The 26131-nt window shown below is 71.4% G+C and carries 19 protein-coding genes; 17 read left to right on the forward strand and 2 right to left on the reverse strand.

The genetic code is table 11. From position 1 onward, the window contains the following. Nucleotides 1-32: 32 nt before the first annotated feature. Complete coding sequence (locus QSK37_RS19400; RefSeq protein WP_285622910.1) at nt 33-4013, reverse strand: ThuA domain-containing protein; 3981 nt, start codon at nt 4011-4013, stop codon at nt 33-35. Nucleotides 4014-4433: 420 nt separating this feature from the next. Here QSK37_RS19400 and QSK37_RS19405 point away from each other — a divergent pair, with 420 nt between their 5' ends. From QSK37_RS19405 to QSK37_RS19485, 17 genes are all read left to right on the forward strand, one after another. Next, nucleotides 4434-5393: a multicopper oxidase domain-containing protein gene (locus QSK37_RS19405; RefSeq protein WP_285622913.1), complete on the forward strand. Its 960-nt coding sequence runs from the start codon at nt 4434-4436 to the stop codon at nt 5391-5393. 13 nt (nt 5394-5406) lie between these two features. Beyond that, nucleotides 5407-6588 (forward strand): ROK family transcriptional regulator, encoded by a 1182-nt coding sequence (locus tag QSK37_RS19410; RefSeq protein WP_285622915.1) that lies wholly within the window; start codon nt 5407-5409, stop codon nt 6586-6588. Nucleotides 6589-6767: 179 nt separating this feature from the next. Beyond that, a complete protein-coding gene (locus tag QSK37_RS19415; protein WP_285572117.1) occupies nt 6768-7955 on the forward strand; it encodes an ROK family transcriptional regulator in 1188 nt (395 codons plus the stop codon). A gap of 29 nt (nt 7956-7984) precedes the next feature. Continuing rightward, the gene (locus QSK37_RS19420) at nt 7985-9502 is read left to right on the forward strand and encodes a sugar ABC transporter ATP-binding protein (protein WP_285622918.1); all 1518 of its coding nucleotides are present in this window, start codon (nt 7985-7987) and stop codon (nt 9500-9502) included. Further along, complete coding sequence (locus QSK37_RS19425; protein WP_285622921.1) at nt 9499-10608, forward strand: ABC transporter permease; 1110 nt, start codon at nt 9499-9501, stop codon at nt 10606-10608. The genes QSK37_RS19420 and QSK37_RS19425 overlap by 4 nt, the downstream gene beginning before the upstream one ends. Before the next feature lie 48 nt (nt 10609-10656). Further along, entirely contained in the window at nt 10657-11706 is a 1050-nt protein-coding gene (locus tag QSK37_RS19430; protein WP_285622923.1) for a substrate-binding domain-containing protein, read from the forward strand. An 85-nt stretch (nt 11707-11791) separates the two neighbouring features. After that, nucleotides 11792-13024, forward strand: coding sequence for a Gfo/Idh/MocA family protein (locus tag QSK37_RS19435; protein WP_285622925.1), 1233 nt, complete (start codon nt 11792-11794; stop codon nt 13022-13024). A gap of 90 nt (nt 13025-13114) precedes the next feature. Continuing rightward, entirely contained in the window at nt 13115-13900 is a 786-nt protein-coding gene (locus tag QSK37_RS19440) for a ThuA domain-containing protein (protein WP_285622926.1), read from the forward strand. Nucleotides 13901-13994: 94 nt separating this feature from the next. Next, a complete protein-coding gene (locus tag QSK37_RS19445; RefSeq protein WP_285622929.1) occupies nt 13995-16457 on the forward strand; it encodes a PQQ-dependent sugar dehydrogenase in 2463 nt (820 codons plus the stop codon). Nucleotides 16458-16523: 66 nt separating this feature from the next. Continuing rightward, nucleotides 16524-17690 (forward strand): inositol-3-phosphate synthase, encoded by a 1167-nt coding sequence (locus QSK37_RS19450; protein ID WP_285622932.1) that lies wholly within the window; start codon nt 16524-16526, stop codon nt 17688-17690. Beyond that, a complete protein-coding gene (locus QSK37_RS19455; RefSeq protein WP_285572132.1) occupies nt 17687-18595 on the forward strand; it encodes an SCO3242 family prenyltransferase in 909 nt (302 codons plus the stop codon). Before QSK37_RS19450 ends, QSK37_RS19455 begins: the two co-directional genes overlap by 4 nt. After that, nucleotides 18592-19440: a sugar phosphate isomerase/epimerase family protein gene (locus QSK37_RS19460; protein WP_285622935.1), complete on the forward strand. Its 849-nt coding sequence runs from the start codon at nt 18592-18594 to the stop codon at nt 19438-19440. The genes QSK37_RS19455 and QSK37_RS19460 overlap by 4 nt, the downstream gene beginning before the upstream one ends. Next, nucleotides 19437-20051: an EboA domain-containing protein gene (locus tag QSK37_RS19465; protein WP_285622938.1), complete on the forward strand. Its 615-nt coding sequence runs from the start codon at nt 19437-19439 to the stop codon at nt 20049-20051. The genes QSK37_RS19460 and QSK37_RS19465 overlap by 4 nt, the downstream gene beginning before the upstream one ends. 1 nt (nt 20052) lies before the next feature. Next, on the forward strand, nt 20053-20910 hold the full coding sequence (locus tag QSK37_RS19470; protein ID WP_285622940.1) for a TatD family hydrolase: 858 nt from the start codon (nt 20053-20055) through the stop codon (nt 20908-20910). Nucleotide 20911: 1 nt separating this feature from the next. Further along, nucleotides 20912-22039, forward strand: coding sequence for a metabolite traffic protein EboE (gene eboE / locus QSK37_RS19475; RefSeq protein ID WP_285622942.1), 1128 nt, complete (start codon nt 20912-20914; stop codon nt 22037-22039). After that, on the forward strand, nt 22036-23433 hold the full coding sequence (locus QSK37_RS19480) for an alkaline phosphatase family protein (protein WP_285622945.1): 1398 nt from the start codon (nt 22036-22038) through the stop codon (nt 23431-23433). The genes eboE and QSK37_RS19480 overlap by 4 nt, the downstream gene beginning before the upstream one ends. Before the next feature lie 21 nt (nt 23434-23454). Continuing rightward, nucleotides 23455-24465 carry a sugar phosphate isomerase/epimerase family protein gene (locus tag QSK37_RS19485; protein ID WP_285622948.1) on the forward strand — a complete coding sequence of 337 codons (1011 nt, stop codon included), beginning with the start codon at nt 23455-23457 and terminating at the stop codon, nt 24463-24465. Between the two features lie 73 nt (nt 24466-24538). Here QSK37_RS19485 and QSK37_RS19490 read toward each other — a convergent pair whose 3' ends face one another. Beyond that, nucleotides 24539-26029: an alpha/beta hydrolase gene (locus QSK37_RS19490; RefSeq protein ID WP_285622951.1), complete on the reverse strand. Its 1491-nt coding sequence runs from the start codon at nt 26027-26029 to the stop codon at nt 24539-24541. Between the last annotated feature and the right edge of the window lie 102 nt (nt 26030-26131).

Consider the following 26131-nt stretch of genomic DNA (forward strand, 5'->3'; position numbering starts at 1 on the left):
GGCGATGCCCGCCTCCCGGCACCGGCCGGCCACTAGAGCTGCCGCACCCGGATGTTGCGGAACTCGGCCAGGTCGTTGTCGCTGTGGTTCTGCAGCCCGACGAACCCGCTGATGAACTGGCGCAGGTCCGTGGGCGGATCACCGTCGCGCGTCGACTTCTTGCCCGGGGTGTTGTCGAACTCGTTGATCACCACACCGTTGCGAATGATCGTGTAGTGCTGGCCGACCACGCGGACCTCGTAGTCGTTCCACTTGCCCTTCGGAGTCACCCGCGCCTGGCTCAGGTCGTTGGCCTTGAAGTTGTAGACCGAACCGGTCTTCTGCGGCTCTCCCGTGTCTCCGTCGTAGATCTGGATCTCCTGGCCGCAGTAGACCGCGACCCACGTGGTGGACGAACGGGCCGAGCCGACGGTCCCGCATCCGGGCGGCCGCTGTTCGAGCGGAGTCCGGAGGTCGGGGAACCGTACGAACACCCCGGTGTTGGCGCGGTACCCGTCGGGTGCGACGTCACGGAACTGCAGTCGCACGGAGAAGTCGGCGTAGGCCTTCTTGGAGTACCACAGCAGGCCCATGCCGCCGGAGCTGCGGATCGTGCCGTCGCTTTGCAGGTTGAACCGGCCGGACGGGGATTGGGACCAGCCGCCGAGGGACTGCGCCGTCCCGTCGAAGATGGGCTCGTACCCGTTCGTCTTGCCGATCGGCGACTGGGCGCCCGCCTTCTTCAGCGTCTGCGCCTCGGCGACGGTGAGGACTCCTTCCCGCTGGAACTGGTTCACCAGGTTGTCGAGGTAGCTGACGAACTGGGCGTGGTTCGGCCAGGTCCGCTCGTCGTCGATCATGTCGTTGATCGTGCAGCCGCCCCCGACGGCGCGGTTGGCCACGCCCGTGTCGGTGTCCAGCAGCCGGACCGTCTTCCGTGCGTCGGGCGCGGAGCAGCCGACCTTCACGTTGATCTTTCCGGTGGTCACCTCGCCGTTCGCATAGGTGACCTTCAGGGTGGCGTGGTAGGTGCCGAAGCTGAGGTACGTGTGGGTGGGGTCGGCCGCGTGGGAAACCTTGCTGCCGTCACCGAAGTCCCAGGTCCACGACACACCGCCGGCCTTCCTGCTGGAGAACGCGACCGTGTTCGGCGTGCTCTGCTGAACCGCACGCGTCGTGGCCTCGCTCGGGTTCGGCGTCGCCGCCCCACCGTGGTAGGTGATGCGGATCAGCTTCTGGTTCGGGTCGAGGCTGAAGAAGCCGCCCGCGTAGTCGAGCATGTAGAGCGCACCGTCCGGACCGAACTTGGCGTCCATCCAGGACTGGAGCTGGGTGTCGCCGCCACCGGGCTGGATGATGCTGCGCAGGTCCTCGGCGAAGGCCGGCGCGCCGTGCTTGGCGACGGTCTTCGGGTCGACGGTGACGGCGACGCGGTTCTGCGCGTTGGACTCGTCGCCGATGAACCACTTGTTCTCCCAGTACGCCGGCCAGGCCACGCCGCTGTTGGTGTTGACCTCGGCACGGTGGTAGGTCGGGCCGTCCATGATGGCCTGACCGCCGCCCTTGAGGTACGGCTCGGTGAAGGTCTCATCGCCCAGCTTGTACGTCGGGAGGCCGCTGCCGTCGGTGCGCTGCGGGTAGACCGGGCCACCGCCCTGCGGCGAGTACCAGATCATGTTGTCGCGCGCCGCCGGAATGTCGGTCCGGCCGGTGTTGCGCGGCGACTGGTTCTTCAGGTGGGCACAGTCGTACCAGCCGGCCGGCTGACTGGCGTCGACGTTGCTGCGGTCACGGTAGGGCTGCCGGTCGCCCATGCAGTACGGCCAGCCCTGGTTGCCCGGGGAGTCGATGATGGTCGCGGTCTCGTACTTGGCCGGGCCCCAGGTCGGGTCCGGGACTCCCGCGTCCGGTCCGACCCATCCGGCGGTCAGCCAGTTGTTCTGCTTGTCCCAGGCGATCCGGGCGATGTTGCGGACGCCCATGACGTAGATCTCCGGGCGGGTCTGCGGGGTGCCCGGCTTGAACAGGTTGCCCTTGGGGACCGTGTACGTGCCGTCCGGCTCCGGGTGGATCCGGATGATCTTGCCGTTCAGGTCGTTGGTGTTGCCGGCGGTGCGGCGGGCGTCCTGGAACGAGACGCCCTTGTAGTCCTGGGTCCAGTTGTTGCCGGAGTAGCCCGGCCCGGCGCCGCCGGAGGAGTTGTTGTCGCCGGAGCCGACGTACAGGTTGCCCTGCTTGTCGAAGGCCATGCCGCCGCCCGCGTGACAGCAGCTGTGGATCTGCGCGGTCCAGTGCAGCAGGTCCTTGCGCGTCGCCTGGTCGATCGACTGGGTCGTGCCGTCGTAGGTGAAACGCGAGATCGTCCGCTGGCCGAGCTGCTTGTCGCGGTCGATCGACTCGTGCGGCATCCAGTAGACGTAGATCCATCCGTTCTGCTGGAACTTCGGGTCGAGGGTGATGCCGACGAGGCCCTCTTCGTTCTTGACCAGCTCGTCGCCGCTGCCGCGGTTGCCCATCACCGGCAGGGTGGTGAGCAGCTTGACCTGCTTCGTCTTCGGGTCCCACTGGTGGATCGTGCCGCAGCCGAGGCCGACCTTGGGGTCGTTCCAGTCGACGATCGGTCCGGTCGGGCAGGCGGCCTTGCCGATGTAGAAGACCTTGCCGTCCGGGGCGACGGTCAGGCCGTGCGGCTCACCGATCTGGTCGAGCTCGCCCGTCTTGTTCTTCCCGGTCAGCCGCTCGGTCGTGTAGTTCGACGCGATGGTCGCCTTGCAGTCGCCGCGGACCATGCCGGTCGTCCACTCGATCGCGCCGAGCAGGTGCTTCTGGAACTTCTTGTCCGTCGTGTAGCTGTCCGCGGTACGGCCCATGCCCGTGTAGAAGGACCGGCCGCCGTCGTAGTCCCGGCACCAGGAGATCGGGTGGAACGCGCCGTTGCCGTTCGGGCCGGCGTCGTAGGTCTTCTCCTCGACCTGTGCGATCGTCTGCACCTTGCCCTGTGGGCTCGGGCTCCAGTTCATCCACTGGTCCGACCGCTTCCAGGTGAGCGGCAGCCCCTTGTTCGCCGGGTGCTGACGGTCGGTGACGTCCACGGTCGCCTGCTGGACCTTGTCCTCGGGAGGAGGCCCGGTGGTGGGGCCGAACAGCCGCAGCTCCGCCAGCTGGGTCAGCGGCTCACCACTGTTCGCGGTGACGTCCAGCCGGTAGTAGGCGTACTCCGTGGTGTTCTTGAAGGTGTACTCCTTGGTCTGGAACCGCTGGTCGAAGCTCTCTCCGCTCCGCTTGTCCAGGTCGGTCCAGCTCTTGCCGTCCTGCGAGCCCTGGAGCGTCCAGTCCTTCGGGTCACGTCCGGGGTAGTCGTTCGCCGAGGTCAACGCGTAGTGGGCGACCGCGACCGGCTTCTCGGCCTTCGCCTGCACCCAGCCCGACTTCGCGTGGGCCAGCCACTTGGTGTCGTTCTTGCCGTCGAAGAGCTTGTCCTTGGTCTCGTTCGGCGGGTTCTCGTCGCTCGCCGAGACGTCGGTGACCTTCTCGGCGTTCGGCAGGCTGTCCGCGGGCCGGGTGCCGATCAGCTCGGTGAACCAGGAGGAGTCGGCCTGCGCGCGAGCGGCGTCATGGACGCCGACGAAGCCGTTGCCCTGCTCGATGTAGGTCTGGAACGCCGCCTGCTGGTCGGCGCTCAGCGTCACGCCGTCGGCCGACAGGAACACCACGGCGCGGTAGTGCGCCAGCGTCGCGGCGTTGAACACCCGCGGGTCGTCGAACTCGTCGACGGAGAAGTGGTTCTTCTTCCCCAGCTTCTCCACCGCGCCCGCCGCGCTCGCGACCGGATCGTCCTGCTTGTCGGCCGGCCCGTGGAACACCAGCACGCGGACCGAGTCGCCGCCTGCCGCCGCCGCGTCGCCGGCTTTCGCCTGCGCCTGAACGGCGGGCAGCGTGGCCAATCCCAGCATCAGCGCACCGCTCGACACGACGGTCAGCACGCGGCGCCAGGTGGATGGTCGGGGCGGGGGGAAAAGGTCTCTTCGACCCATCGTTGCTCCTTAGTCGGAGAGCTTCAACGGCACCTTGCGGAAGAGCCATGGGGTCATGCCTTGCGATGCGGGCACCTTCGTGCGGCGTCGCGGATGGTCGACCACGGCCGCCCGGGGCTCGGTCGGGCGGGCAGCGGACGCGGGCGCCGACCGGGTACTGGTGGTGACATGCGGCACTCCAGAACGGTCGGCGATGTGCCCCGCACACTCGGGGCGCGGAGGAGCTTTGTCCGGATGCATCCGAACTCTGGGCGGAGCTTCCGGCTCTTTTGCTCCTGCGTCAAGAAGTAGCGCCGCAAATGGCCGGACTTTGTCATCTCACTAGAAAAAGTCCCGCCTCGCGGTTACGGTAAGGCCGATTTTGAGTGGTATGAGCCTTTTCCGCAGGTCCGAGTCCCGCCGCCACCCGATTGGGGAACCATGACCGAGGTTGGCAGAGGCGTGCCGCGAGGCGCGCTCTCCCGGCGCGCCTTCGCCACGGCCGCCGCGCTCACTCCGCTGGCCGTACCGGGCCAGGCGTCCGCCGCGACGGCGGCCGGCGACAAGCCGACCCCCATCCGCCGTATGACCCTGTACGCGGAGAAGCTGCCGAACGGCCAGATGGGCTACGGCCTGAAACCCGGCAAGGCCACGATCCCCGGCCCGCTCATCGAGATGACCGAGGGCGAGACCCTCGAGATCACGATGGTCAACAACCTCGACGTGGCCGCCAGCCTGCATGTGCACGGCGTCGACTACGACACGGCCAGTGACGGCACGAAGATGAACGCCAGCGTCGTCGAGCCGGGCGGCAGCCGCACCTACGTCTGGCGCACCCACAAGCCCGGCCGCCGCACCAGCGGCGTCGTCGAGCACGGCAGCGCCGGCTACTGGCACTACCACGACCACGCCGTGGGCACGGACCACGGCACGGGCGGCATCCGGGCGGGGCTGTACGGGCCGCTGGTCGTCCGGCGCAAGGGTGACGTACGGCCGCACAAGCAGTTCACCGTCGTCTTCAACGACATGACCATCAACAACCGCACGGGCGACGACACGCCGCAGTTCGTCGCGAAGATCGGCGAGCGGGTGGAGTTCATCGTGATCACTCACGGGGACTTCTTCCACACGTTCCACGTCCACGGGCACCGGTGGGCCGACAACCGCACCGGCCTGCTGGAGAGCCCGACGGACCCGACCCGGATCATCGACACCAGGACCACCGGGCCGGGCGACTCGTTCGGCTTCCAGGTCGTCGCCGGCGACCGCGTCGGGACGGGAATGTGGATGTACCACTGCCACGTGCAGAGCCATGCCGACATGGGCATGGCCGGGGTGTTCATGGTGACCGACAAGGACGGGACCATGCCCGGCGATCCGCCGGGAGGCATGCGGCACTGACGCGTGTGGCGCGATGACCGGGCGGCCGGAGAACGCGCACCAGGCGCGGCTGCTGCGCCTGCTTCGGGACAAGGGCGGGCGGCCGCGGGCCGAACTGGGCGATGTCGTCGGCCTCTCCCGGTCCCGGCTGTTCGTCGAACTCGACCGGCTCGTCGGGTGCGGGCTGGTCGAGCGGGCGGCGCCGGCCGCGTCGCGGGGCGGCCGGCGCTCAGGCGTCGTCCGGCTCTCGACGCGGTTGCGGTTCGCCGGCATCGACATCGGCGCGACCTCGATCGACGTCGCGGTGACCAACGCGGAGCTGGAGATCCTCGGCCACGTCTCCGCGCCCTGCGACGTGCGCGAGGGCCCCGACGTCGTCCTCGGCCGAGCGCTCGCCATGGCGGAGAAGCTGCGTGGCGAGGGCCTGTTCGACGAGCTCCACGGCGTCGGAATCGGCGTGCCCGGCCCGGTCGGCTTCCGCGACGGAGTGCCCATCGTGCCGCCGCTGATGCCCGGCTGGGACCGGTTTCCGGTCCGCGAGGTGGTCGGCCGGCAGCTGGGCTGTCCCGGCCTGGTCGACAACGACGTCAACATCATGGCGCTCGGCGAACTGCACGCCGGGTCGGCCCGCTCGGTCCACGACGTCCTGCTGGTCAAGCTCGGGACCGGTGTCGGATGCGGGATCCTCATCGACGGCGAGATCTACCGCGGGGCGTCCGGCAGCGCGGGCGACATCGGGCACGTCCGGGTCGACGACGACGGGCCGCTCTGCGTCTGCGGCAACACCGGATGTCTCGAGGCGTACTTCGGCGGCGCCGCCCTGGCCCGCGACGCGACGGCGGCGGCGCGCTCCGGCCGTTCGCCGTACCTGGCCGAGCGGCTCGACCAGGGCCCCGCGCTCACCGCGGCCGATGTGGCCGCCGCGGCGGCGGCCGGTGACGCCGCCGCCATCCGGCTGGTCCGGGAGGGCGGCCGGCGGGTCGGGCAGGTGCTCGCCGGCGTGATCAGCTTCTTCAACCCCGGCCTGGTCGTCATCGCCGGCGGCGTCGCCCGGCTCGGGCACCCGCTGCTCGCGGAGATCCGCGCTGTCGTGTACCAGCGGTCGGCGCCGCTCGCGACCGGGAACCTGCCGATCGTCCTCTCCGAGCTCGGGGACACCGCCGGGGTGATCGGAGCGACCCGGCTCATCAGCGACCGCGTGTTCTCCGCGTCCTGAGACGTCACGGCGACGCGCGCGCCGACCACCGTCCACCAGGCGTGACTCCTCTCCCCTCCGGTCACCTACAGCGGCTTTGTCTTCTAAGAGGAGAAAGTTTGGCCGTATCAGGACATAGGCCTCCCCGGTCTCGACAAAGTCGGATACGTTCACGCCGTACCCCCCGGGAGGACGGCGAGATGCGGATGACGGCGCGGCCGGAGAACGTGCACCAGACACGCCTGTTGCGCCTGCTGCGCGACGAGGGTGCGCGGTCGCGGGCCGAGCTCGGCGACGTCGTGCACCTCTCCCGCTCCAAGCTCGCCGTGGAGCTCGACCGGCTCGTCGAACTCGGACTCGTCGAACCGGCCGGCCTCGCGGCGTCCCGGGGCGGACGCCGGTCGAACATCGTGCGGCTGTCGCGCCACCTGCGGCTGATCGGCATCGACATCGGCGCCACCTCCATCGACGTCGCGGTCACCGACGGCGGGCTGGAGATCCTCGGCCATGTGTCCATGCCGTGCAACGTGCGCGAGGGCCCCGACGTCGTCCTCGACCATGCCCTCGACCTCGTCGGCAAGCTGCGCGGCCAGGGGCTGATCGATGAGATCCACGGCGCCGGGATCGGCGTGCCCGGCCCGGTGAGCTTCCGTGAGGGCGTGCCGGTGGTACCACCGATCATGCCCGGGTGGGATCGCTTCCCGGTGCGTGAGGTGATCAGCCAGAAGCTCGGCTGCCCCGTACTCGTCGACAACGACGTGAACCTCATGGCGCTGGGCGAGGTGCACGCCGGCCTGGCCCGGTCGGCGGAGGACTTCCTGCTGGTCAAGATCGGCACGGGCGTCGGCTGCGGCATCGTGGTCGACGGCCGGATCTACCGCGGGATGTCCGGCAGTGCCGGCGACATCGGGCACATCCGGGTCGACGACAACGGGCCGACGTGCGTGTGCGGCAACACCGGCTGCCTGGAGGCGTACTTCAGCGGTGCGGCGCTCGCGCGGGACGCCCTCGCGGCGGCACGGTCGGGGCGCTCGGCGTTCTTCGCGCAGCGCCTGGAGCAGGCCGGCGCACTGACCGCACTCGACGTCGCGGACGCGGTGGCGGCCGGCGACCCGGTCGGCGTGCGCATGGTCCGCGAGGGCGGCCGGCGCGTCGGGCAGGTGCTCGCCGGGCTCATCAGCTTCTTCAACCCCGGCCTGGTCGTCATCGGCGGTGGCGTCGCGGGCCTCGGGCACGTGCTGCTCGCCGAGATCCGCAGCGTCGTCTACCGCCGCTCCCCGCCACTGGCGACGGGGAACCTTCCGATCGTGCTTTCCGAACTCGGGGACACCGCCGGGGTACTTGGGGCGACCCGGCTCATCAGCGACCACATCTTCTCGGCCACATAGGCGGTCCCCCCGCCGGTACAGGAGAGCCGATGCCCGAACCGCAGCTGCTCGTCATGCGCGGCATCGTGAAGGAGTTCCCCGGCGTCCGGGCGCTCGACGGAGTCGACCTGGAGGTCCGCGAGGGCGAGGTCCACTGCCTGCTGGGCCAGAACGGCGCCGGAAAGTCGACCCTCGTGAAGGTGCTGTCGGGCGCCCACCGGCCCGACTCCGGCGACATCCTCTGGCGTGGCGCCGAGACGGCGGAGCCGACCGGGCCCACCGCGGCCCTGCGGCTCGGCATCGCGACGATCTACCAGGAGCTCGACCTCGTCGACGGCCTCTCGGTCGCGATGAACATCTTCCTCGGCCATGAGCAGGCGACGCTCGGCTTCACCCGCCGAGGCGAGATGAACCGCGCGGCGCGCGCCCTGCTCGTCCGCCTCGGGCACGGCGAGATCTCCCCGTCCACCGAGGTCGGCCGGCTGTCCGCGGCGGCCCGTCAGATCGTCAGCATGGCGCGCGCCCTGTCGTACGACGCCCGGCTCCTCGTCATGGACGAGCCGTCGGCGGCACTCGCGCACGACGAGGTCAAGAACCTCTTCCGTGTCATCCGCCAGCTCACCGCGGCCGGCGTCGCGGTCATCTACATCTCACACCGCCTGGATGAGATCCGCGAGATCGGCGACCGCGTCACCGTCCTGAAGGACGGCCGGACGGTGGCGGTCGGCCTGCCCGCCCGTACGACGCCGACGGACACGCTGGTGGCGCACATGACCGGGCGCCGGTACGAGTACGTGTTCCCGCCACGGCCGGAGGCCGACGCGTACGAGAACGCGCCGGAGGTGCTCCGTGTGGAGGATCTGGCCCTGCCCGGGGTGTTCTCCGGCCTGTCGTTCTCGGTACGCGCCGGAGAGATCGTCGGTCTCGCCGGGCTGGTGGGCGCGGGCCGGTCGGAGATCCTGGAGACGGTGTACGGCGCGCGGCGTCCCTCGGCGGGCCGGGTGATCCTGGACGGCCGGCCGGTGCGCACGGGCAGTGTCGTCGCCGCGGTCCGCGCCGGCATGGGGCTCGCTCCCGAGGAGCGCAAGTCGCAGGGACTGCTCATGCTCGACACCGTCGCGGGCAATGTCAGCGTCGCCTCCCTGCGCCGCTACTCGCGCCTGGGCTGGCTGGACCGGCGGCGCGAGATCGCGGACGCCGAACGCGAGGTGGGCGGTCTCGACATCCGCCCCCGCGATCCGCGCCGCCCGGTACGGACGCTGTCCGGCGGGAACCAGCAGAAGGCCCTTCTCGCCCGGTGGCTGCTCAAGGACTGCCGGCTGCTGTTGCTCGACGAGCCGACACGCGGCGTCGACGTGGGCGCCCGCGCCGAGCTGTACGCCCTGATCCGGCGGCTCGCCGACTCGGGCGTGGGGATCCTCCTGGTGTCCAGCGAGATCCCCGAGGTGCTCGGCCTGGCCGACCGCGTACTGGTGATCCGTAAGGGCCGCGCTCTCCGCGACTGCGCCGCGACGGAACTCGACGAACACCAGGTCCTCGACCTCGTCATGGAAGGAAGCGACCTATGACCGGTCCGGAAGGTGTGCGCGCGGAGGAGACCGGCGCGACCGCGAACTCACCGGCGGTCTCCGCCGCGCCGCCACCCGCCGACGAGCAGGGACGGGTGGAGGCGGCCGCCGCCGCGACGGGGACACGCGGGCTCTCCCGCTTCCGCCTCGGCGAGCTGCGCAACCTCGGTCTGATCGGCGTGCTGGTGGTGCTGGTCGTGGTGGGAGCGCTGACCCGGCCGGCGGAGTTCCTGACCTACGACAACGTCGTCGTGATCCTCACTCTCGCGTCGGTCATCGGCGTGATCACGGTCGGGATGACGTTCGTCATCATCGGTGGCGGGATCGACCTGTCGGTGGGGGCCATCGTGGCGCTCGCGACCGTATGGGCGACGACCAAGGCCACCCAGGTCTACGGCACCGGTGGCGTGATCTTCTGTGCGCTCGCGGTGGGCGTCGGATGCGGCCTGGTCAACGGCCTGATCATCGCGTACGGCCGGATCGTCGCGTTCATCGTGACGATCGCGATGCTCGCCTCCGCCCGCGGCCTGGCGATCAACATCTCCGGCGGCCACACGCAGACGCTGAACTCCGACAACCAGGCGCTGGTGAACCTCGGCTACAAGGACCACTTCCTGTTCGGCCGGATCCCGCCCCTCGTGATCATCTTCGCGGTGGTCGTCGCGCTGGGCTGGGTCGTGCTGAACCGCACGACGTACGGACGCCGGACGTTCGCGATCGGCGGGAACCCGGAGGCCTCCCGGCTCGCCGGTCTCAACGTGCGGCTGCACACGCTGCTGCTGTACGCCGTGTCCGGTCTGTGCTGCGGGATCGCCAGCATCATGTTGATCATCATGACGAGCAGCGGGACCTCGGCCAACGGGAACCTGTACGAACTCGACGCCATCGCCGCCGTGATCATCGGGGGGACGCTCCTCAGCGGCGGACGCGGCACGCTGATCGGCTCGGTGCTCGGCGTGCTCGTCTTCACCACGATCAACGACATCTTCACCCTCAACAATCTCACGACCGCGACCCAGCAGATCGCCAAGGGCGTGATCATCGTGATCGCGGTGCTGTTCCAGCGGCTGCTCGCCGAACGTCGAGCCGGGTCCGGTGCCTCCTGACCGTCTCGCCGCCTCCCCTGCACACCCGGTGCTCCGAAAGGTGATGACATGACTTCGAGCCAAGCGCGAGACGTTCGCCGCCGCGGTTTCCTGTTGAGCGGCACCCTCGCCGGGGCGGGGGCGCTCGCCGCCGCCTGCACCAGCAACGCCGAGCCTGAGGCGAAGGCGCCCGCGGCGGCGACGGCGGGCGGCGCCAACGACAAGCCCGGGAAGAAGGTCACCGTCGGGTTCGCCGGCCCGCAGGCCGACCACGGCTGGCTGAACGCCATCAACGAACAGGCCAAGAAGGAGGCCGGGAGGTACTCCGACGTCGACCTGAAGATCACCGAAGGCTCGAACGACGCCGCCCAGCAGGCGAGTCAGATCCAGACGCTGATCAACCAGAAGGTCGACGTCCTGGTCATCCTGCCCGCGGACGGCAAGCAGATGACGCCGACCGCCCGCAAGGCGATGGACGCCGGCATTCCGGTCATCAACCTCGACCGCGTCTTCGACACCGCCCAGGCGTACCGGATCTGGATCGGCGGCGACAACTACCGCATGGGTCTGAACGCCGGGAACTACATCGGCCAGCGGCTCGGCGGCAAGGGCACCGTGGTCGAACTGGCGGGGATCGACACGCTCCCGCTCACGCAGGAGCGCTCCAAGGGCTTCGACGACGCGCTGAAGAACTATCCGCAGATCAAGAAGGTCGGCCGGGCGGCGGCGGAGTTCAACGTGCAGACCGGCCAGGCACGCATGGCGGAGCTGCTCCAGGCGCACCCGAAGTTCGACGCGCTGTGGAACCACGACGACGACCAGGGCGTCGGCGCACTCCAGGCGATCCGGCAGGCCGGCCGCACGGACTTCTTCATGGTCGGCGGCGCGGGGGCCAAGAGCGCGATGGACTCGATCAAGAAGGACGACAGCGTGCTCAAGGCCACCGTGCTCTACCCGCCGACGATGGCCGCGTCCGCGATCCGGGTGGCCCGGCTGCTCGGGCAGAGCAAGATCATGAGCGACCTCGCCGAACAGGAGCTGCCCTCCTCGATCACCCTGTTCTCCGCGGTCGTGACCAAACAGAACGTCGACACGTACCTCCCGTTCGCATTCGAGTGAGGCGAATGTCCCGCCCGTACGGCACGGGCGGCACCACAGGGGGGATCGGCTCAGCGATGACCAACGGAAGAGGACGGCGAAACCCATGACGCACGCAAGCAGGCCGACGCTCGGGGTCGGCATGGTCGGCTACGCCTTCATGGGGCGTGCGCACTCCCAGGCCTGGCGGAACACCGCCGCGTTCTTCGACCTGCCGTGCACGCCGGCGATGGTGGCGCTCGCCGGCCGGTCACGCGACCAGGTGACCGCGGCCGCGGAGCGGCTCGGCTGGGCATCGGTCGAGACCGACTGGCGCGAGTTGATTCGCCGCGACGACGTGCACGTCGTGGACATCTGCACTCCCGGTGACGCCCACGCCGAGATCGCGATCGCCGCGCTCGACGCCGGCAAGCACGTCCTCTGTGAGAAGCCGCTCGCCAACACGGTCGCCGAGGCGACCGCCATGGTGGAGGCGGCCGAGCGCGCGGCCGCGAACGGCGTGCGGGCCATGGTGGGCTTCAACTACCGGAGGGTCCCGGCCCTGGCGCTGGCCCGCGGCCTCGTCCTCGACGGCCGCCTCGGCACGATCCGCCACGTCCGCGCCCAGTACCTGCAGGACTGGATCGTCGACCCGAACTTCCCCCTGGTCTGGCGGCTGGAGGCCGACAAGGCCGGATCCGGCGCGCTCGGCGACATCGGCGCCCACATCATCGACGCCGCCCAGTACGTCACCGGCGACCGGCTCATCGGCGTCAGCGCGCTGCTGGAGACCTTCATCAAGGAGCGTCCCATCGCGCAGGCGTCGGCGGGCCTCGACGCCACCGTGGACGGCGACGACCGGCGCGGGAGGGTGACCGTCGACGACGCCGCGCTGTTCGCCGGCCGGATGTCCGGCGGCGCCCTCGCGTCCTTCGAGGCCACCCGCTTCGCGACCGGCCGCAAGAACGTGCTGCGCCTGGAGATCAACGGGTCGGCCGGCAGCCTGGCCTTCGACCTGGAGTCGATGAACGAGCTGTCGTTCTACGACCACACCGAGGATCCCCGCACCGCGGGCTTCCGCCGGATCCTCGTGACCGAACCGAGCCACCCGTACGCCGGCGCCTGGTGGCCGCCGGGCCACGTGCTCGGGTACGAGCACACCTTCACCCACGAGGTGAAGGACTTCGTGGAGGCGATCGCCTCCGGCACCGACCCCGAACCGTCGTTCGCGGACGGTCTGCAGGTGCAACGGGTCATTTCCGCCGTCACGCACAGCGCCGCCCACCACGGTGCCTGGACCTCCGTGGAGGGGGCGGAGGACGCCGCGCGCGCTCCCTCGCCCACCGCGACGACCGGCTGACACGAGAGGAGGCGCGCTCACCGCGGCGGTGGCCCGGCCACCGCCCCCATCACCTGCCATTGACCCGGACGCTCCGCATGGAGGACTGTCATGTCAGGCAAACGGCTATCCCTTCTCAGCACACTGGTCGCGATGCTCGTCCTCGCCGGGACCGCCGCGCATGCGGAAACCCCGTCGTTCCGTGTGCTGGTCTTCTCCAGGACCACCGGATTCCGGCACGACTCGATCCCGGACGGCATCGCGGCGATCCAGAAACTCGGCCGGGAGCACGGCTTCGCCGTGGACACGACCGAGGACGCCACCCGGTTCACCGACGAGAACCTCGCCCGGTACCGGACCGTCGTCTTCCTCTCCACCACCGGTGACCCACTCGACCTGCCGGAGGAGAAGGCGGCGTTCCAGCGCTACGTCAACCACGGCGGCGGGTACGCCGGCGTGCACGCCGCGGCCGACTCGGGCTACACCTGGCCCTGGTACCGCGACCTCGTCGGCGCCTACTTCCGCAGCCACCCCGCGCAGCAGAACGCGACGGTCGACCTCGTCGGCCAGGGCGCGCCCTCCAACCGGGGCCTGCCGAGGCACTGGACCCGGTTCGACGAGTGGTACAACTACCAGACCAATCCGCGGGACGCCGGCGTACGCGTACTGATGACGCTGGACGAGCACTCCTACGATCCCGGCCCCGACGCCATGGGCGACCACCCGATCAGCTGGTGCCACCGCTACGACGGCGGACGCGCCTGGTACACGGGCATGGGCCACACCAAGGAGAGCTACACCGACCCGCTCTTCGTCCGGCACCTGCTCGGCGGCATCGAGATGTCCGCCGGTGTGACCAGGTTCCCGTGCGACGCCGAGGGCACAGGCGGTGCCTGACCCCTCATGCGAATGACGGTCGGGCGCGCGTCGCACCGCGCGCCCGACCGGAGCGGTCAGCCCCGCCCCGAGCTCGCAGAACGGAGACGAAATCGTGGACCGACCATGGTCAAGACTACTGCGCGCGACCTGCGCGCTGGCGGTCGGCGCCGGGCTCGCGCTCAGCGCCGGCACCGCCGGAGCCAAACCCCTGCCCCACGCGACCAATCCCCTGCCCAAGGCCGCCACGGCCGACTTCCAGCAGGTCACCCTCGCCAGGGGACCTGACGCGATGGGCGAGCCGATGGCGATGGCGATCCTGCCGGACGGCAGCGTCCTGCACGACTCGCGCGACGGCACCGTCTACTACAGCCAGGACGGCGTGACGAGCGTCGTCGCCCACCTCGACGTCTACACGCACGACGAGGACGGTCTGCAGGGCATCGCCGTCGACCCGCAGTTCGCCCAGAACCACTGGGTGTACATGTACTACGCCCCGAAGCTGGACACACCGACGACCGACGCGCCGGAGGAGGGCACGGCGGCCGACTTCCAGCCGTACTACGGCTACAACCAGCTCTCCCGGTTCAAGTTCACGGACGGCAAGCTCGACCTGAGCAGCGAGCAGAAGATCCTCAAGGTCGGCCCGACCAACCGCGGCATGTGCTGCCACGTCGCGGGCAACATCGACTTCGACGGGGCGGGCAACCTCTACCTGACCGCCGGAGACGACTCGAACCCGTTCGAGTCCGACGGGTACGCCCCGATCGACCGGCGGTCCACCCGGAACCCCGCCTTCGACGCGGAACGGTCCGCGGCCAACACCAACGACCTGCGCGGCAAGCTGCTGCGGATCCACGTGAACAAGAACGGGTCGTACTCGATCCCGCGCGGCAACCTGTTCCCGAAGGGCACCGCCAAGACCCGCCCCGAGATCTACGCGATGGGTTTCCGCAACCCGTTCCGGTTCACCGTGGACCGCAGGACCGGCGTGGTGTACCTGGCGGACTACGGCCCGGACGCGCAGAACGCGGACCCGAACCGCGGGCCGGAGAACACCGTCGAGTTCGACCGGATCGCGGGGCCCGGCAACTTCGGGTGGCCGCTGTGCATCGGCGAGAACACGCCGTACCGGCAGTACGACTTCGCCACCGGCACCGCCGGGCCGCCGTTCGACTGCGCGCACCCGAAGAACGACTCGCCCAACAACACCGGGCTGCAGAACCTGCCGCCGGCGCAGCCCGCCTGGATCGCGAACCACTACGCGGGCAACCCGGCGTACCCGCAGCTGGGCGGTGAGGGCGCGCCGATGGGCGGCCCCGTCTACCACTTCGACAAGAAGCTGGACTCCCCCGCGAAGTTCCCCGCCTCCTACGACGGGAAGTTCTTCCCGTACGAGTTCGGCGCGCACTGGATCAAGCCGATCACGATGGACGGCAAGGGCGCGATCCAGTCCATCGAGACGCTCACCGACGGCCAGGACTGGTCGCAGCTGAAGGAGCCGATCGACGCCGACTTCGGCCCGGACGGTTCGCTGTACGTCCTGGACTACGGCAGCAACTGGTTCGGCGGGTCGCTCGACGCGGCTCTGTACAAGCTGGAGTACGCACCGGGTGACAAGTCCCCCACGGCGAACATCACCGTGGACAAGACCTCCGGGCAGAGCCCGCTGACGGTCCAGTTCGACGGCACCGGCTCGACCGACCCGGAGAACGACGCGCTGACCTACGCGTGGGACTTCGACGGCAACGGAACCACCGACTCCACCGAGGCCAAGCCGTCCCACACGTACTCCGGCAACGGGCAGTACCACGCGAAGCTCACGGTCACCGACCCGAGCGGCCGTTCGGGCACCGCGGCGGTACTCGTGACCGCCGGGAACACCGCCCCGACGATCACCTTCACCGAACCACCGAACGGGCTGACGTTCGGCGACGGCCAGCAGCAGGCGTGGAAGGTCCAGGTCGACGACCCGGACGGCACCGTCGACTGCTCCAAGGTCCAGGTCGAGTACTCGCTCGGCCACGACCAGCACGCGCACAACCTGTCCCAGGCGACCGGCTGCAGCGGCACGTTCACGCTGACGACCGCCGGGCACACCGACGCCGACAACTTCTACGGCATCTTCAGCGCGAGCTACACCGACACGTCCCCGGCCTCCGGGGTGCCGGACCTCACGTCGAAGACGCAGATCGTCCTGCAGCCCAAGGACAAGCAGGGAGAGTTCTTCCAGTCCGACTCCGGCGTCCAGGTCACCGCGGTGAGCGGCGCCCAGGGCAGCGCCGTCACCTCGATCAACGATGGTGACTGGACGGAGTACGACCCCTATGACCTGCAGGGCGTGAGCTCCATCGGCTTCCGGGTCGCCGCGAGCGGGTCCGGCGGCACCATCGAGGTCCACGCCGACTCGCCCACCGGAACCCTCCTCGGCTCGGCGAAGGTGACCGACACCTCCGGCGCTTTCACCACCGTGAGCGCGCCGGTGACCGATCCAGGTGGCACGCACAAGCTGTTCCTGGTGTTCAAGGGCGGCGACGGTGACCTGTTCACCCTCGACGCCTTCACCATGAACGGCTAGCCGTTCACCGGCGGCCGGCCGGGCGACCCCCGGCCGGCCGCCTCCGTTCCTGCGGAAGGGGAACACATGACCACGGGAGTATGGCTGGTCGGGGCGCGTGGGTCCGTCGCGACCACCGCGGTGGTGGGGGCGGCGGCGGTCGCCGCCGGGCTCACCCCGCCGACCGGTTGTGTCACCGAGTCGCCGGACTTCGCCGGCACACCGCTGCCCGACCTCGGTGACCTCGTCTTCGGCGGCCACGACGTCGCCGGCGCCGACCTGACCAAGCGCGCCGAGCAGCTCGTACGGTCCGGGGTGGTTCCCGCGGGGCTGCCCGAACTGGTCGCGGACGGCCTGGCCGCGGCCGACGCGGAGATCCGGCCGGGCGTCCGCGTCCCGGTGGACGCGCGCGACCAGGCCACGGCGGCGGCCGCCCTGGCCTCGGACATCGCCGCGTTCCGCGAACGCCGTGGTCTCGACCGCGTCGTGGTCATCAACGTGGCGTCCACCGAGCCACCGGCCGACGAGCACCCGGCGCACGGATCCCTGGACGCCCTGTCCGCCGCCCTCGCGTCCGGGAACGACGTGCTTCCGGCGAGTTCCCTGTACGCGTACGCGGCGCTGACCGCCGGCTGCCCGTACGTGGACTTCACCCCCTCGACGGGGGCCCGCCTGCCCGCCCTGGACGAGCTCGCCCGCCGGCGCGGCGTGCCGTACGCCGGCCGGGACGGCAAGACCGGCGAGACGCTGCTGAAGTCGGTGCTGGCCCCGATGTTCGCCCAGCGGGCCCTGCGCGTACGGGCGTGGTCGGGCACGAACCTGCTGGGCGGCGGCGACGGCGCCACCCTGGCCGACCCGGCCGCGGCGGCCGCCAAGAACGCCTCCAAGAGCCTCGTCGTCGGGGAGACCCTCGGCTATCCGGTCGACGGCCAGGTGCACATCGACTACGTCTCCGATCTCGGCGACTGGAAGACCGCGTGGGACCACGTCGTCTTCGACGGTTTCCTCGGCGCGCGCATGAGCCTGCAGTTCACCTGGCAGGGCTGCGACTCGGCGCTGGCCGCACCGCTGATCCTGGACCTCGCCCGGCTGATGGATCTGGCCCACGCGTCGGGGCGGGCGGGACCGGTGAACGAGCTCGCCTTCTTCTTCAAGGACCCGGTCGGCGCCGACGGCACGACCGGAGGACCGGGCGTGGACCACGCGCTCGCCACGCAGTACGCGACGCTCCGCTCCTGGGCGGCGTCCCGATGACCGACGCCGGCGGGCCGCTGCCCTCGCCGCGCGCGGTCGCGGAGCTCGTTCGCGCGCCCGCGGCCCTGACCGTTCCCGGCGACACGCTGGCCGGCGCGGCGGCCGCCGGCTGGCCGTTCGGCGCGGCGACTCCCGTGCTGGCGCTCTCCTCGACCCTCCTGTACTGGGCCGGGATGGCCCTCAACGACTACGCCGACCGCGACCTCGACGCGGTCGAACGGCCGGAGCGGCCGATCCCGTCCGGGCGGGTCCGGCCGGGCTTCGCCCTGGGCCTGTCGGCGGGGCTCACCGCCGCCGCGATCGGCGCCGCCGGGCTCGCCGGCGGCCGGCGGGCGCTCGGCGTCGCCGTACCCCTCGCGGCGACCGTGTGGGCGTACGACCTGGCGCTCAAGGCGACACCGGCCGGTCCGGCCGCGATGGCCGCGGCCCGTGCCCTCGACGTGCTGCTCGGCGCGGGCACCGGGCGGCTGCGCGACGCGCTGCCGCCCGCCGCGCTGGTCGGGACGCACACCCTGGCGGTGACCGCGCTCAGCCGGCGCGAGGTCACCGGCGGCGGCCCCGTGCTGCCCGCCACGACGCTCGCCGCGACCGGAGCCGTCGCGCTGTCGGCCGCGGCCTGGCCGGTACCCCGGCGGGGGCAGGGCCGGGCGGCGCGTCTGCTGCGGCAGGCCGCGGGCGCCGGCCTGCTGGGTTCGTACCTGTCCACGGCGGGGCGTGCGCAGCTGGCCGCCGTCGCGGATCCCGGTGCCGACCGTATCCGCCGGGCGGTCGGCGCCGGGATCCTCGGGCTGATCCCCCTGCAGGCGTCGCTGGCGGCCCGGAGGGGCGCGTTGCCGGCGGCCGCGGCGGTGGCGGCGGGCTTCCCGCTCGCGCGCCGGCTCTCGAGAAAGGTGTCCCCGACGTGACGCTGAGGTACGGCTACGGCACCAACGGATTCGCCAACCACCGGCTCGACGACGCACTGGAGATCATCTCCGGCCTCGGTTACCGAGGCGTCGCCCTCACGCTCGACCACAACCACCTCGACCCGTACGCGGACGACGTGTCCCGGCAGGTGGCGGCGCTGGCGGGCCGGCTGGAACGGCTCGGCCTCGGCGTCGTCATCGAGACCGGCGCACGGTACCTGATGGATCCCTGGCACAAGCACGCGCCGACGCTGGTGAGCGACGACGGCCGGGAAAAGCGGATCGACCTGCTCGTACGGGCGGTGCGGATCGCGGCCGACCTCGGCGCCGAGGCCGTGTCGTTCTGGAGCGGCATCAAGCCGGCCGGCGTGCCGGACGCGGTCGCCGCCGACCGCCTCCTGGCCGGCTGCGCGAAGGTCGCCGCCGCGGCCGACGAGGCGGGCGTGCCGCTCGGCTTCGAACCGGAGCCCGGCATGTTCGTCGAGGACCTCGACGGCTACGACCGGCTGTTCGAACGGCTCGGCCGGCCGCCGTGCTTCGGCCTCACCCTGGACATCGGCCACTGCCGCTGCCTGGAGCGCCAGTCCGTGCCCGACTGCGTGCGCCGCGCCGGGTCCCGGCTGGTCAACGTGCAGATCGACGACATGCGCCGGGGCGTGCACGAGCATCTGGAGTTCGGCGAGGGAGAGATCGACTTCCCGCCGGTGCTGGCCGCGCTCGGTGAGATCGGCTACGCGGGCCTGGTCGCGGTGGAGCTCCCCCGGCACAGCCACGCCGCCCCGGACGTCTGCCGGAGATCCCTGGACTTCCTTCGCGCGGCCGAGCCGGTCGAGGGGGCGGCGTGAGCGACCTGCGGCGAATCCTGGACGCGCACCTGACCGAGAGCGGCGCGCAGTGGCTGGACGCCGCCGCCGAGCGGATCGCCGCGGACGCCGGCGCGATCCGGCCGTTGTTCCCCGCCGTCGGGCGGCACTGCGGGCGTGCCCCGCTCGACCCGGCGGCGGACGGGCACGGCTGGACGGTCGATGACGCCGGGCGTGCGCTGCTGCTGACGTGCCTGCCGCTCACCGGCCCGGCACTGGCCAGGGAGGTCGGCGACCTGTACCGGTACGGGGACGCGGCGGAGAAACGCGGTGTCCTGCGCGGACTGCACCTTCTCGGGCTGGGCGACGAGGCGCTGCCGCTCGTCCACGACGCGCTCCGTACCAACGACACCCGGTTGATCGCGGCCGCCCTCGGCCCGTACGGCGCGGCGCGTCTCGACCCCCACGCGTACCGGCACGGGGTGCTGAAGTGCGTCTTCACCGGTGTGCCGCTGGCCGCGGTGGCCGGGTTGCGCGAGCGTCGCGACGCCGAGCTCGCCCGCATGTTCACCGCCTTCGCGCGCGAGCGGGTCGCGGCCGGGCGCACCGTACCGGCCGACGTCTGGCTCGTCACCGACCCAGAGGAGGACTGAGATGCGCATCTTCGACCCGCACATCCACATGACCTCACGGACCACCGACGACTACGAGGCGATGTACGCGGCGGGCGTCCGCGCCCTGGTCGAGCCGGCGTTCTGGCTGGGTCAGCCGCGAACGTCGGTCGGCAGCTTCACCGACTACTTCGACGGGCTCGTCGGCTGGGAGCCGTTCCGCGCCGGGCAGTTCGGCATCCGCCACCACTGCACGATCGCGCTCAATCCCAAGGAGGCCGGCGACCCGCGGTGCCGTGGCGTCCTCGACGTGCTGCCGCGTTACCTGGCGAAGGACGGCGTGGTCGCGGTCGGCGAGATCGGCTACGACGCGATGACGCCCGAGGAGGACTCGGCGTTCGCCGCGCAGCTACGGCTCGCCGTCGAACACGACCTGCCGGTCCTGGTTCACACGCCGCACCGCGACAAGGCCCTGGGCACACGACGCTCGCTCGAGATGGTGGCCGAGTCCGGCATCCCGCCCGGACGGGTGGTCATCGACCACCTGAACGAGGTGACGGTCGGGCTGGTGCACGACTCCGGCTGCTGGATGGGCTTCTCGATCTACCCGGACACGAAGATGGACGAGGAGCGCATGGTGCGACTCCTCGGCGAGTACGGCACCGACCGGATGCTGGTGAACTCCGCCGCCGACTGGGGGCGCAGCGATCCGCTGAAGACGGCCAGGACCGGCGCGGCGATGCTCGCCGCGGGCTTCACCGAGGACGACGTCGACAAGGTGCTGTGGCGCAACCCCGTCGCCTTCTACGGGCAGAGCGGTCGGCTCGACCTCGGCGGGATCGACATCGCCGAACCCACCGCGACGTACGCCGGCAACTCGGTGCTGCGCGGGGAGCGCTGAGATGCGCTTCCGGCATCCCGACGGCACGCTCGTGCACCTCGCGTACTGCACGAACGTCCATCCCGCCGAGGACCTCGACGGCGTGCTCGCGCAGCTCACTCGCTACGCCGAGCCCGTACGCGAGCGGCTCGGCGCCGGCACGCTCGGCGTGGGACTGTGGCTGGCGGCCGACGTCGCGCGGGCGCTGGCCGACGACGCGGCCCTCGCCCGCCTGCGCGGCGAACTCGCCGCACGCGGGCTCGAGGTGGTCACGCTCAACGGGTTCCCGTACCGCGCCTTCCACGCCCCCGTGGTGAAAAGGGCGGTGTACGTGCCGGACTGGACGGAGCGGGCGCGGCTGGACTACACGCTCGGCCTCGCCCGCATCCTCCAGCGGCTCCTGCCGGACGACGCGGCGCGGGGCAGCATCTCGACGCTGCCGCTCGGCTGGCGGACCCCGTGGCCCGCCGAGCGCGACGCCGCCGCCCGGCGGCAGCTCGACCTGCTGGCGCGGGAGCTGGCGCGGCTGGACCGGCCGGTGCGCGTCGCGATCGAGCCCGAGCCCGGCTGTGTCATCGAGACGACGAGCCGGTTGCGGCGCACGCTCGCCCAGGTCGACCCCGAGTGGATCGGGAGCTGCCTGGACCTGTGCCATCTCGCGGTCGGGTTCGAGGACCCGGCCGCCGCCGTGGCCGCGGCGAAGCCCGTGGTCAAGGCGCAGGTGTCCGCCGCGCTCCAGGCCGACGAGCCGGCGGATCCGGAAACCCGCCGGGCACTCGGGGCCTTCGCCGAGCCGCGTTTCCTGCACCAGACCCGCGCCGCCGACGGCCGCGCCTGGGACGACCTCGGTGAGGCGCTGTCCGCCGGCGGGCCGGGCCCGTGGCGGGTGCACTTCCACATCCCGCTGCACGCCAAGCCCGAGCCGCCCCTCGCGACCGCGCACGACACGCTGACCGACACGCTCGGCGTCCTGCTCGGCGGCCCGGAAGCACTTGTCGACCACCTGGAGGTCGAGACGTACACGTGGGACGTCCTGCCCGCCGAGCACCGGCCCGGCGGTGCGCGCTCGCTCGTCGACGGCATCGCCGACGAGCTCGCCTGGACCCGTGACCGGCTGCTCGCCCTCGGACTCCGCGAGGTGATCACATGAACGACACGAACCGCCGGCCGGTCGTCGTCCTCGACGTCGTCGGCCTGACCCCGCGCCTGCTCCCCCACATGCCGAACGTCGCTGCGGTGGGCGCGTCCGGCTTCTCGGCCGGGCTCGACACCGTATTCCCCGCCGTCACCTGCTCGGCGCAGGCGACGCTGCTCACCGGGACGTCACCGCGGGACCACGGGATCGTGGGCAACGGCTGGTACTTCCGCGATCTCGGCGAGGTCTTCCTGTGGCGCCAGCACAACGCGCTGGTCCAGGGCGAGAAGGTCTGGGACGCGGCGCGCCGCCGGTACCCCGGCTTCCAGGTGGCCAACGTGTGCTGGTGGTACGCCATGGGCGCCGCCACCGAGCATCTCGTCACGCCCCGCCCGATCTACCACGCCGACGGCCGCAAGTCGCCGGACTGCTATACCCGCCCGCCGGAGCTGCACGACGAGCTGACCGCCGAGCTGGGCCCGTTCCCGCTGTTCTCGTACTGGGGGCCGACCGCGTCGATCGCCTCCTCGCGCTGGATCATCGCGGCCGCGCGGCGGATCCTCACCGCGAAGGACCCCGACCTCACGCTCGTCTACGTGCCGCATCTGGACTACGACCTGCAGCGCTACGGGCCGGACGGGCCCGAGGCGATCGCCGCCGCGCGCGAGGTGGACGCCGCGCTCGGCCCGCTGCTCGACGCCGCCCGGGACCGCGGCGCCGCGGTCGTCGTGCTGAGCGAGTACGGCATCACCGCCGCGCACCGGCCCGTGGACGTCAACCGTGCGCTCCGGCGGGAGGGCCTGCTGGAGGTGCACTCCCAGGCCGGGATGGAGTACCTCGACCCGTGGGCGTCGCGTGCCTTCGCCGTCGCCGACCACCAGGTCGCCCACATCTATGTCGCCGACTCCGCCGACGTCCCGCGCGTACGCGACATCGTGGCCGCGCTGCCGGGGGTCGCCGAGGTCCTCGACCAGGCGGGCAAGGCGGCGTACGCGATCGACCACCCGCGCGCCGGCGACCTGGTCGCGGTGGCCGAGCCGGACGCCTGGTTCACGTACTACTACTGGCTCGACGACGCGCGGGCGCCGGACTTCGCGCGGACCGTGGAGATCCATCGCAAGCCCGGCTACGACCCGGCCGAGCTGTTCTTCGACCCCGGCGACCGTGCGGTGAAGCTGCGGGCGGCCGCGGCACTGGGCCGGAAGAAACTCGGCCTGCGCTCGACGCTGTCGGTCGTCTCCCTGGACCCGTCCTGTGTACGCGGCAGCCACGGCCGGCTCCCCGACACCCCCGCCGACGGCCCGGTGCTGCTCTGCTCCGACCCCGGACACGGGCGCGAGACGTACGCGGCGTCCGAGGTGAAAGACCTGCTCCTGCGGCTGAGCGGACTGCCCAGCCGGACACCGTGACGACGACTCCCGGAGGAAACCATGCCGCGACCGATCACCCTGTTCACCGGACAGTGGGCCGACCTTCCGTTCGAGGAGGTGTGCCGGCTCGCCTCCGGCTGGGGCTATGACGGCTTGGAGATCGCCTGCTGGGGCGACCACTTCGAGGTCCCCAAGGCGCTGGAGGACGACGGGTACGTCCGGGGCCGGCTCGACATCCTGGACAAGTACGGTCTGAAGGTCTGGGCGATCTCCAATCACCTCGTCGGGCAGGCCGTCTGTGACCACCCGATCGACGAACGCCACCAGGCGATCCTGCCGGCGCGCATCTGGGGTGACGGTGACGCCGAAGGCGTGCGACGCCGCGCCGCCGAGGAGATGAAGGACACGGCGCGGGCCGCCGCCGCGCTGGGCGTCCGTACGGTCGTGGGCTTCACCGGTTCGTCGATCTGGCACACGGTCGCCATGTTCCCGCCGGTGCCCGAGTCGATGATCGAGGCCGGGTACCGGGACTTCGCCGACCGCTGGAATCCGATCCTCGACGTGTTCGACGAGGTCGGTGTCGGGTTCGCGCACGAGGTGCACCCCAGCGAGATCGCCTACGACTACTGGACGACCGTGCGCACGCTCGACGCGATCGGGCACCGCGAGGCGTTCGGCCTGAACTGGGACCCCTCGCACTTCGTCTGGCAGGACCTGGACCCGGTGAACTTCCTGCTCGACTTCGCCGACCGGATCCGCCATGTCGACTGCAAGGACGCGAAGGTGCGCACCGGCGACGGCCGCCGCGGCCGCCTGTCGTCCCATCTGCCCTGGGCCGACCTGCGCCGGGGCTGGGACTTCATCTCCACCGGGCGCGGCGACGTGCCCTGGGAGGACTGCTTCCGCGCGCTGAACGCCATCGGCTACGACGGGCCGATCTCCATCGAGTGGGAGGACGCCGGCATGGACCGGCTGGCCGGCGCGCCCGACGCGCTCGCCTACGTCCGCCGGCTCGCCGAGATCGAACCCCCGGCCGCCGCGTTCGACGCCGCCTTCGGCTCCGGCGACTGAGCCCGGGATCCCCGACCGGCGGAGGTCACCTGGTGGCCTCCGCCGGTCGCGGCTTCACCGGCGCGGGCGCCGGTCAGGCACTGCAGCGGGTGCCGGGTGCGGGGGCCTGGCCGGTGAGCAGATAGTCCACCTCGTTCTGGCGGGCGCAGGAGGAGTTGTACAGGGCGGTGTGCCCGTCTCCGTCGTAGGTGAGGAGCCGGCTGCCGCTGATCTGCCGGGACAGGCTCCGCGCCCACGCGTACGGAGTCGCCGGGTCGTAGGTGTTGCCGACCACCAGGACGGTCGGTACTCCGGTGATGCGCTGCGGAGCCGGGGGGTCGGCCGCCTTGACCGGCCAGCCGGCGCAGCCGGTCGTCCAGTCCCAGTACTCCGAGTACCGCCACATGTGCGGGGCCGCCCCGCGGACGGCGGCCAGCCGGACCCGCAGGTCGGCGTAGCCGTGCAGGCCGGGTGGGAAGTCCTGGCAGCTGATCGCGCGGTAGGCCGGGTAGGTCGGGTCCAGGCCGACCACGGCCTGCCCCAGCGCGGACGCGTCCGACGGCGTCTTCTCGGCGGCGGCCAGCGCGGTGCCCAGCTGCGGCCACAGGAAGCGCATCGTCAGGTAGGCGTAGGTTCCAGAGGTGACCTCGGCGGCGGTCAAGGGCCGCCCCAGCGCCGGGTCCTGGACCTCGCCGCGACCGGCTCGCGCGAGGAGGGTGTCGAAGTCCGCGACGACGTCACCGCCCTGCGGAGCGCAGCCGCTCGCCGTCGCGCACCAGGCCGCGAAGCGGCGGAACTCGCGTTCGATCGCCGCGGACTCGTCGACCACGTCCCGGGTCATCGGGCGGGTGTGGTCCACGGCGCCGTCCAGCACCATCGCCCGTACCCGGCCGGGGAACAGCCGCGCGTACGCGGCGCCCAGCTCCGTGCCGTAGGAGACGCCGAGCCAGGAGATCCGCGACTCACCGAGCGCGGCACGGACCGCGTCGATGTCACGCGCCGCGCTGACGGTGTCCACGTGGCCGATCAGCGGGCCGGTCGTCTTCGCGCAGTCGAGCCCGTGCCGGCGACTGCCGGCGACCATCCGCCGGTACTGCGCCCGGTTCTGCGGAAGGGTCGGCGCGGCCGGGTCGTACACCGGCGTGGAGCAGCGGACCGGCGTGCTGTCCCCGACCCCGCGCGGGTCGAGACCGATCAGATCGAAGCGGTCGCGCAGCGGTTTCAGGTCGGCATGCCCGAGCAGCATCCCGCCCTGGGCGACCGTCGCGGTCCCCGAACCGCCCGGACCGCCGGGGTTGACCAGCAGCGCCCCGACCCGGTGCGACGTGTCGGTCGCGCGCAGCCGGTCCACCGCGATGCTGATCTTCTTCCCGCCCGGGTGGGACCAGTCCAGGGGGACGGTGACGGTGGCGCACTCCAGCTGCGGGGCGGTGTTCTCCGTATGGCAGTCGCGCCACTTCGGCGACGACGTGACCTGGCCGTCCGAGGCGCGGGTCCCCGCGGTCACGGCCGGGGCCGAACACGACCCCGTGGCCAGGACGGCGGCGAGGGCCGCGGCCATCGCCGATCCGGATCGATATCTCAACGACTCTCCACTGGCTGAGGGGGAACGGCGGCGCACCGTGCGGGCCGCGCTGTGGATGATCGCAGCCGGCGACACCGCGCCGCATCACACTCCGGGCGGACC

The organism is Actinoallomurus iriomotensis, assembly GCF_030269445.1.
GTDB lineage: Bacteria > Actinomycetota > Actinomycetes > Streptosporangiales > Streptosporangiaceae > Actinoallomurus > Actinoallomurus iriomotensis.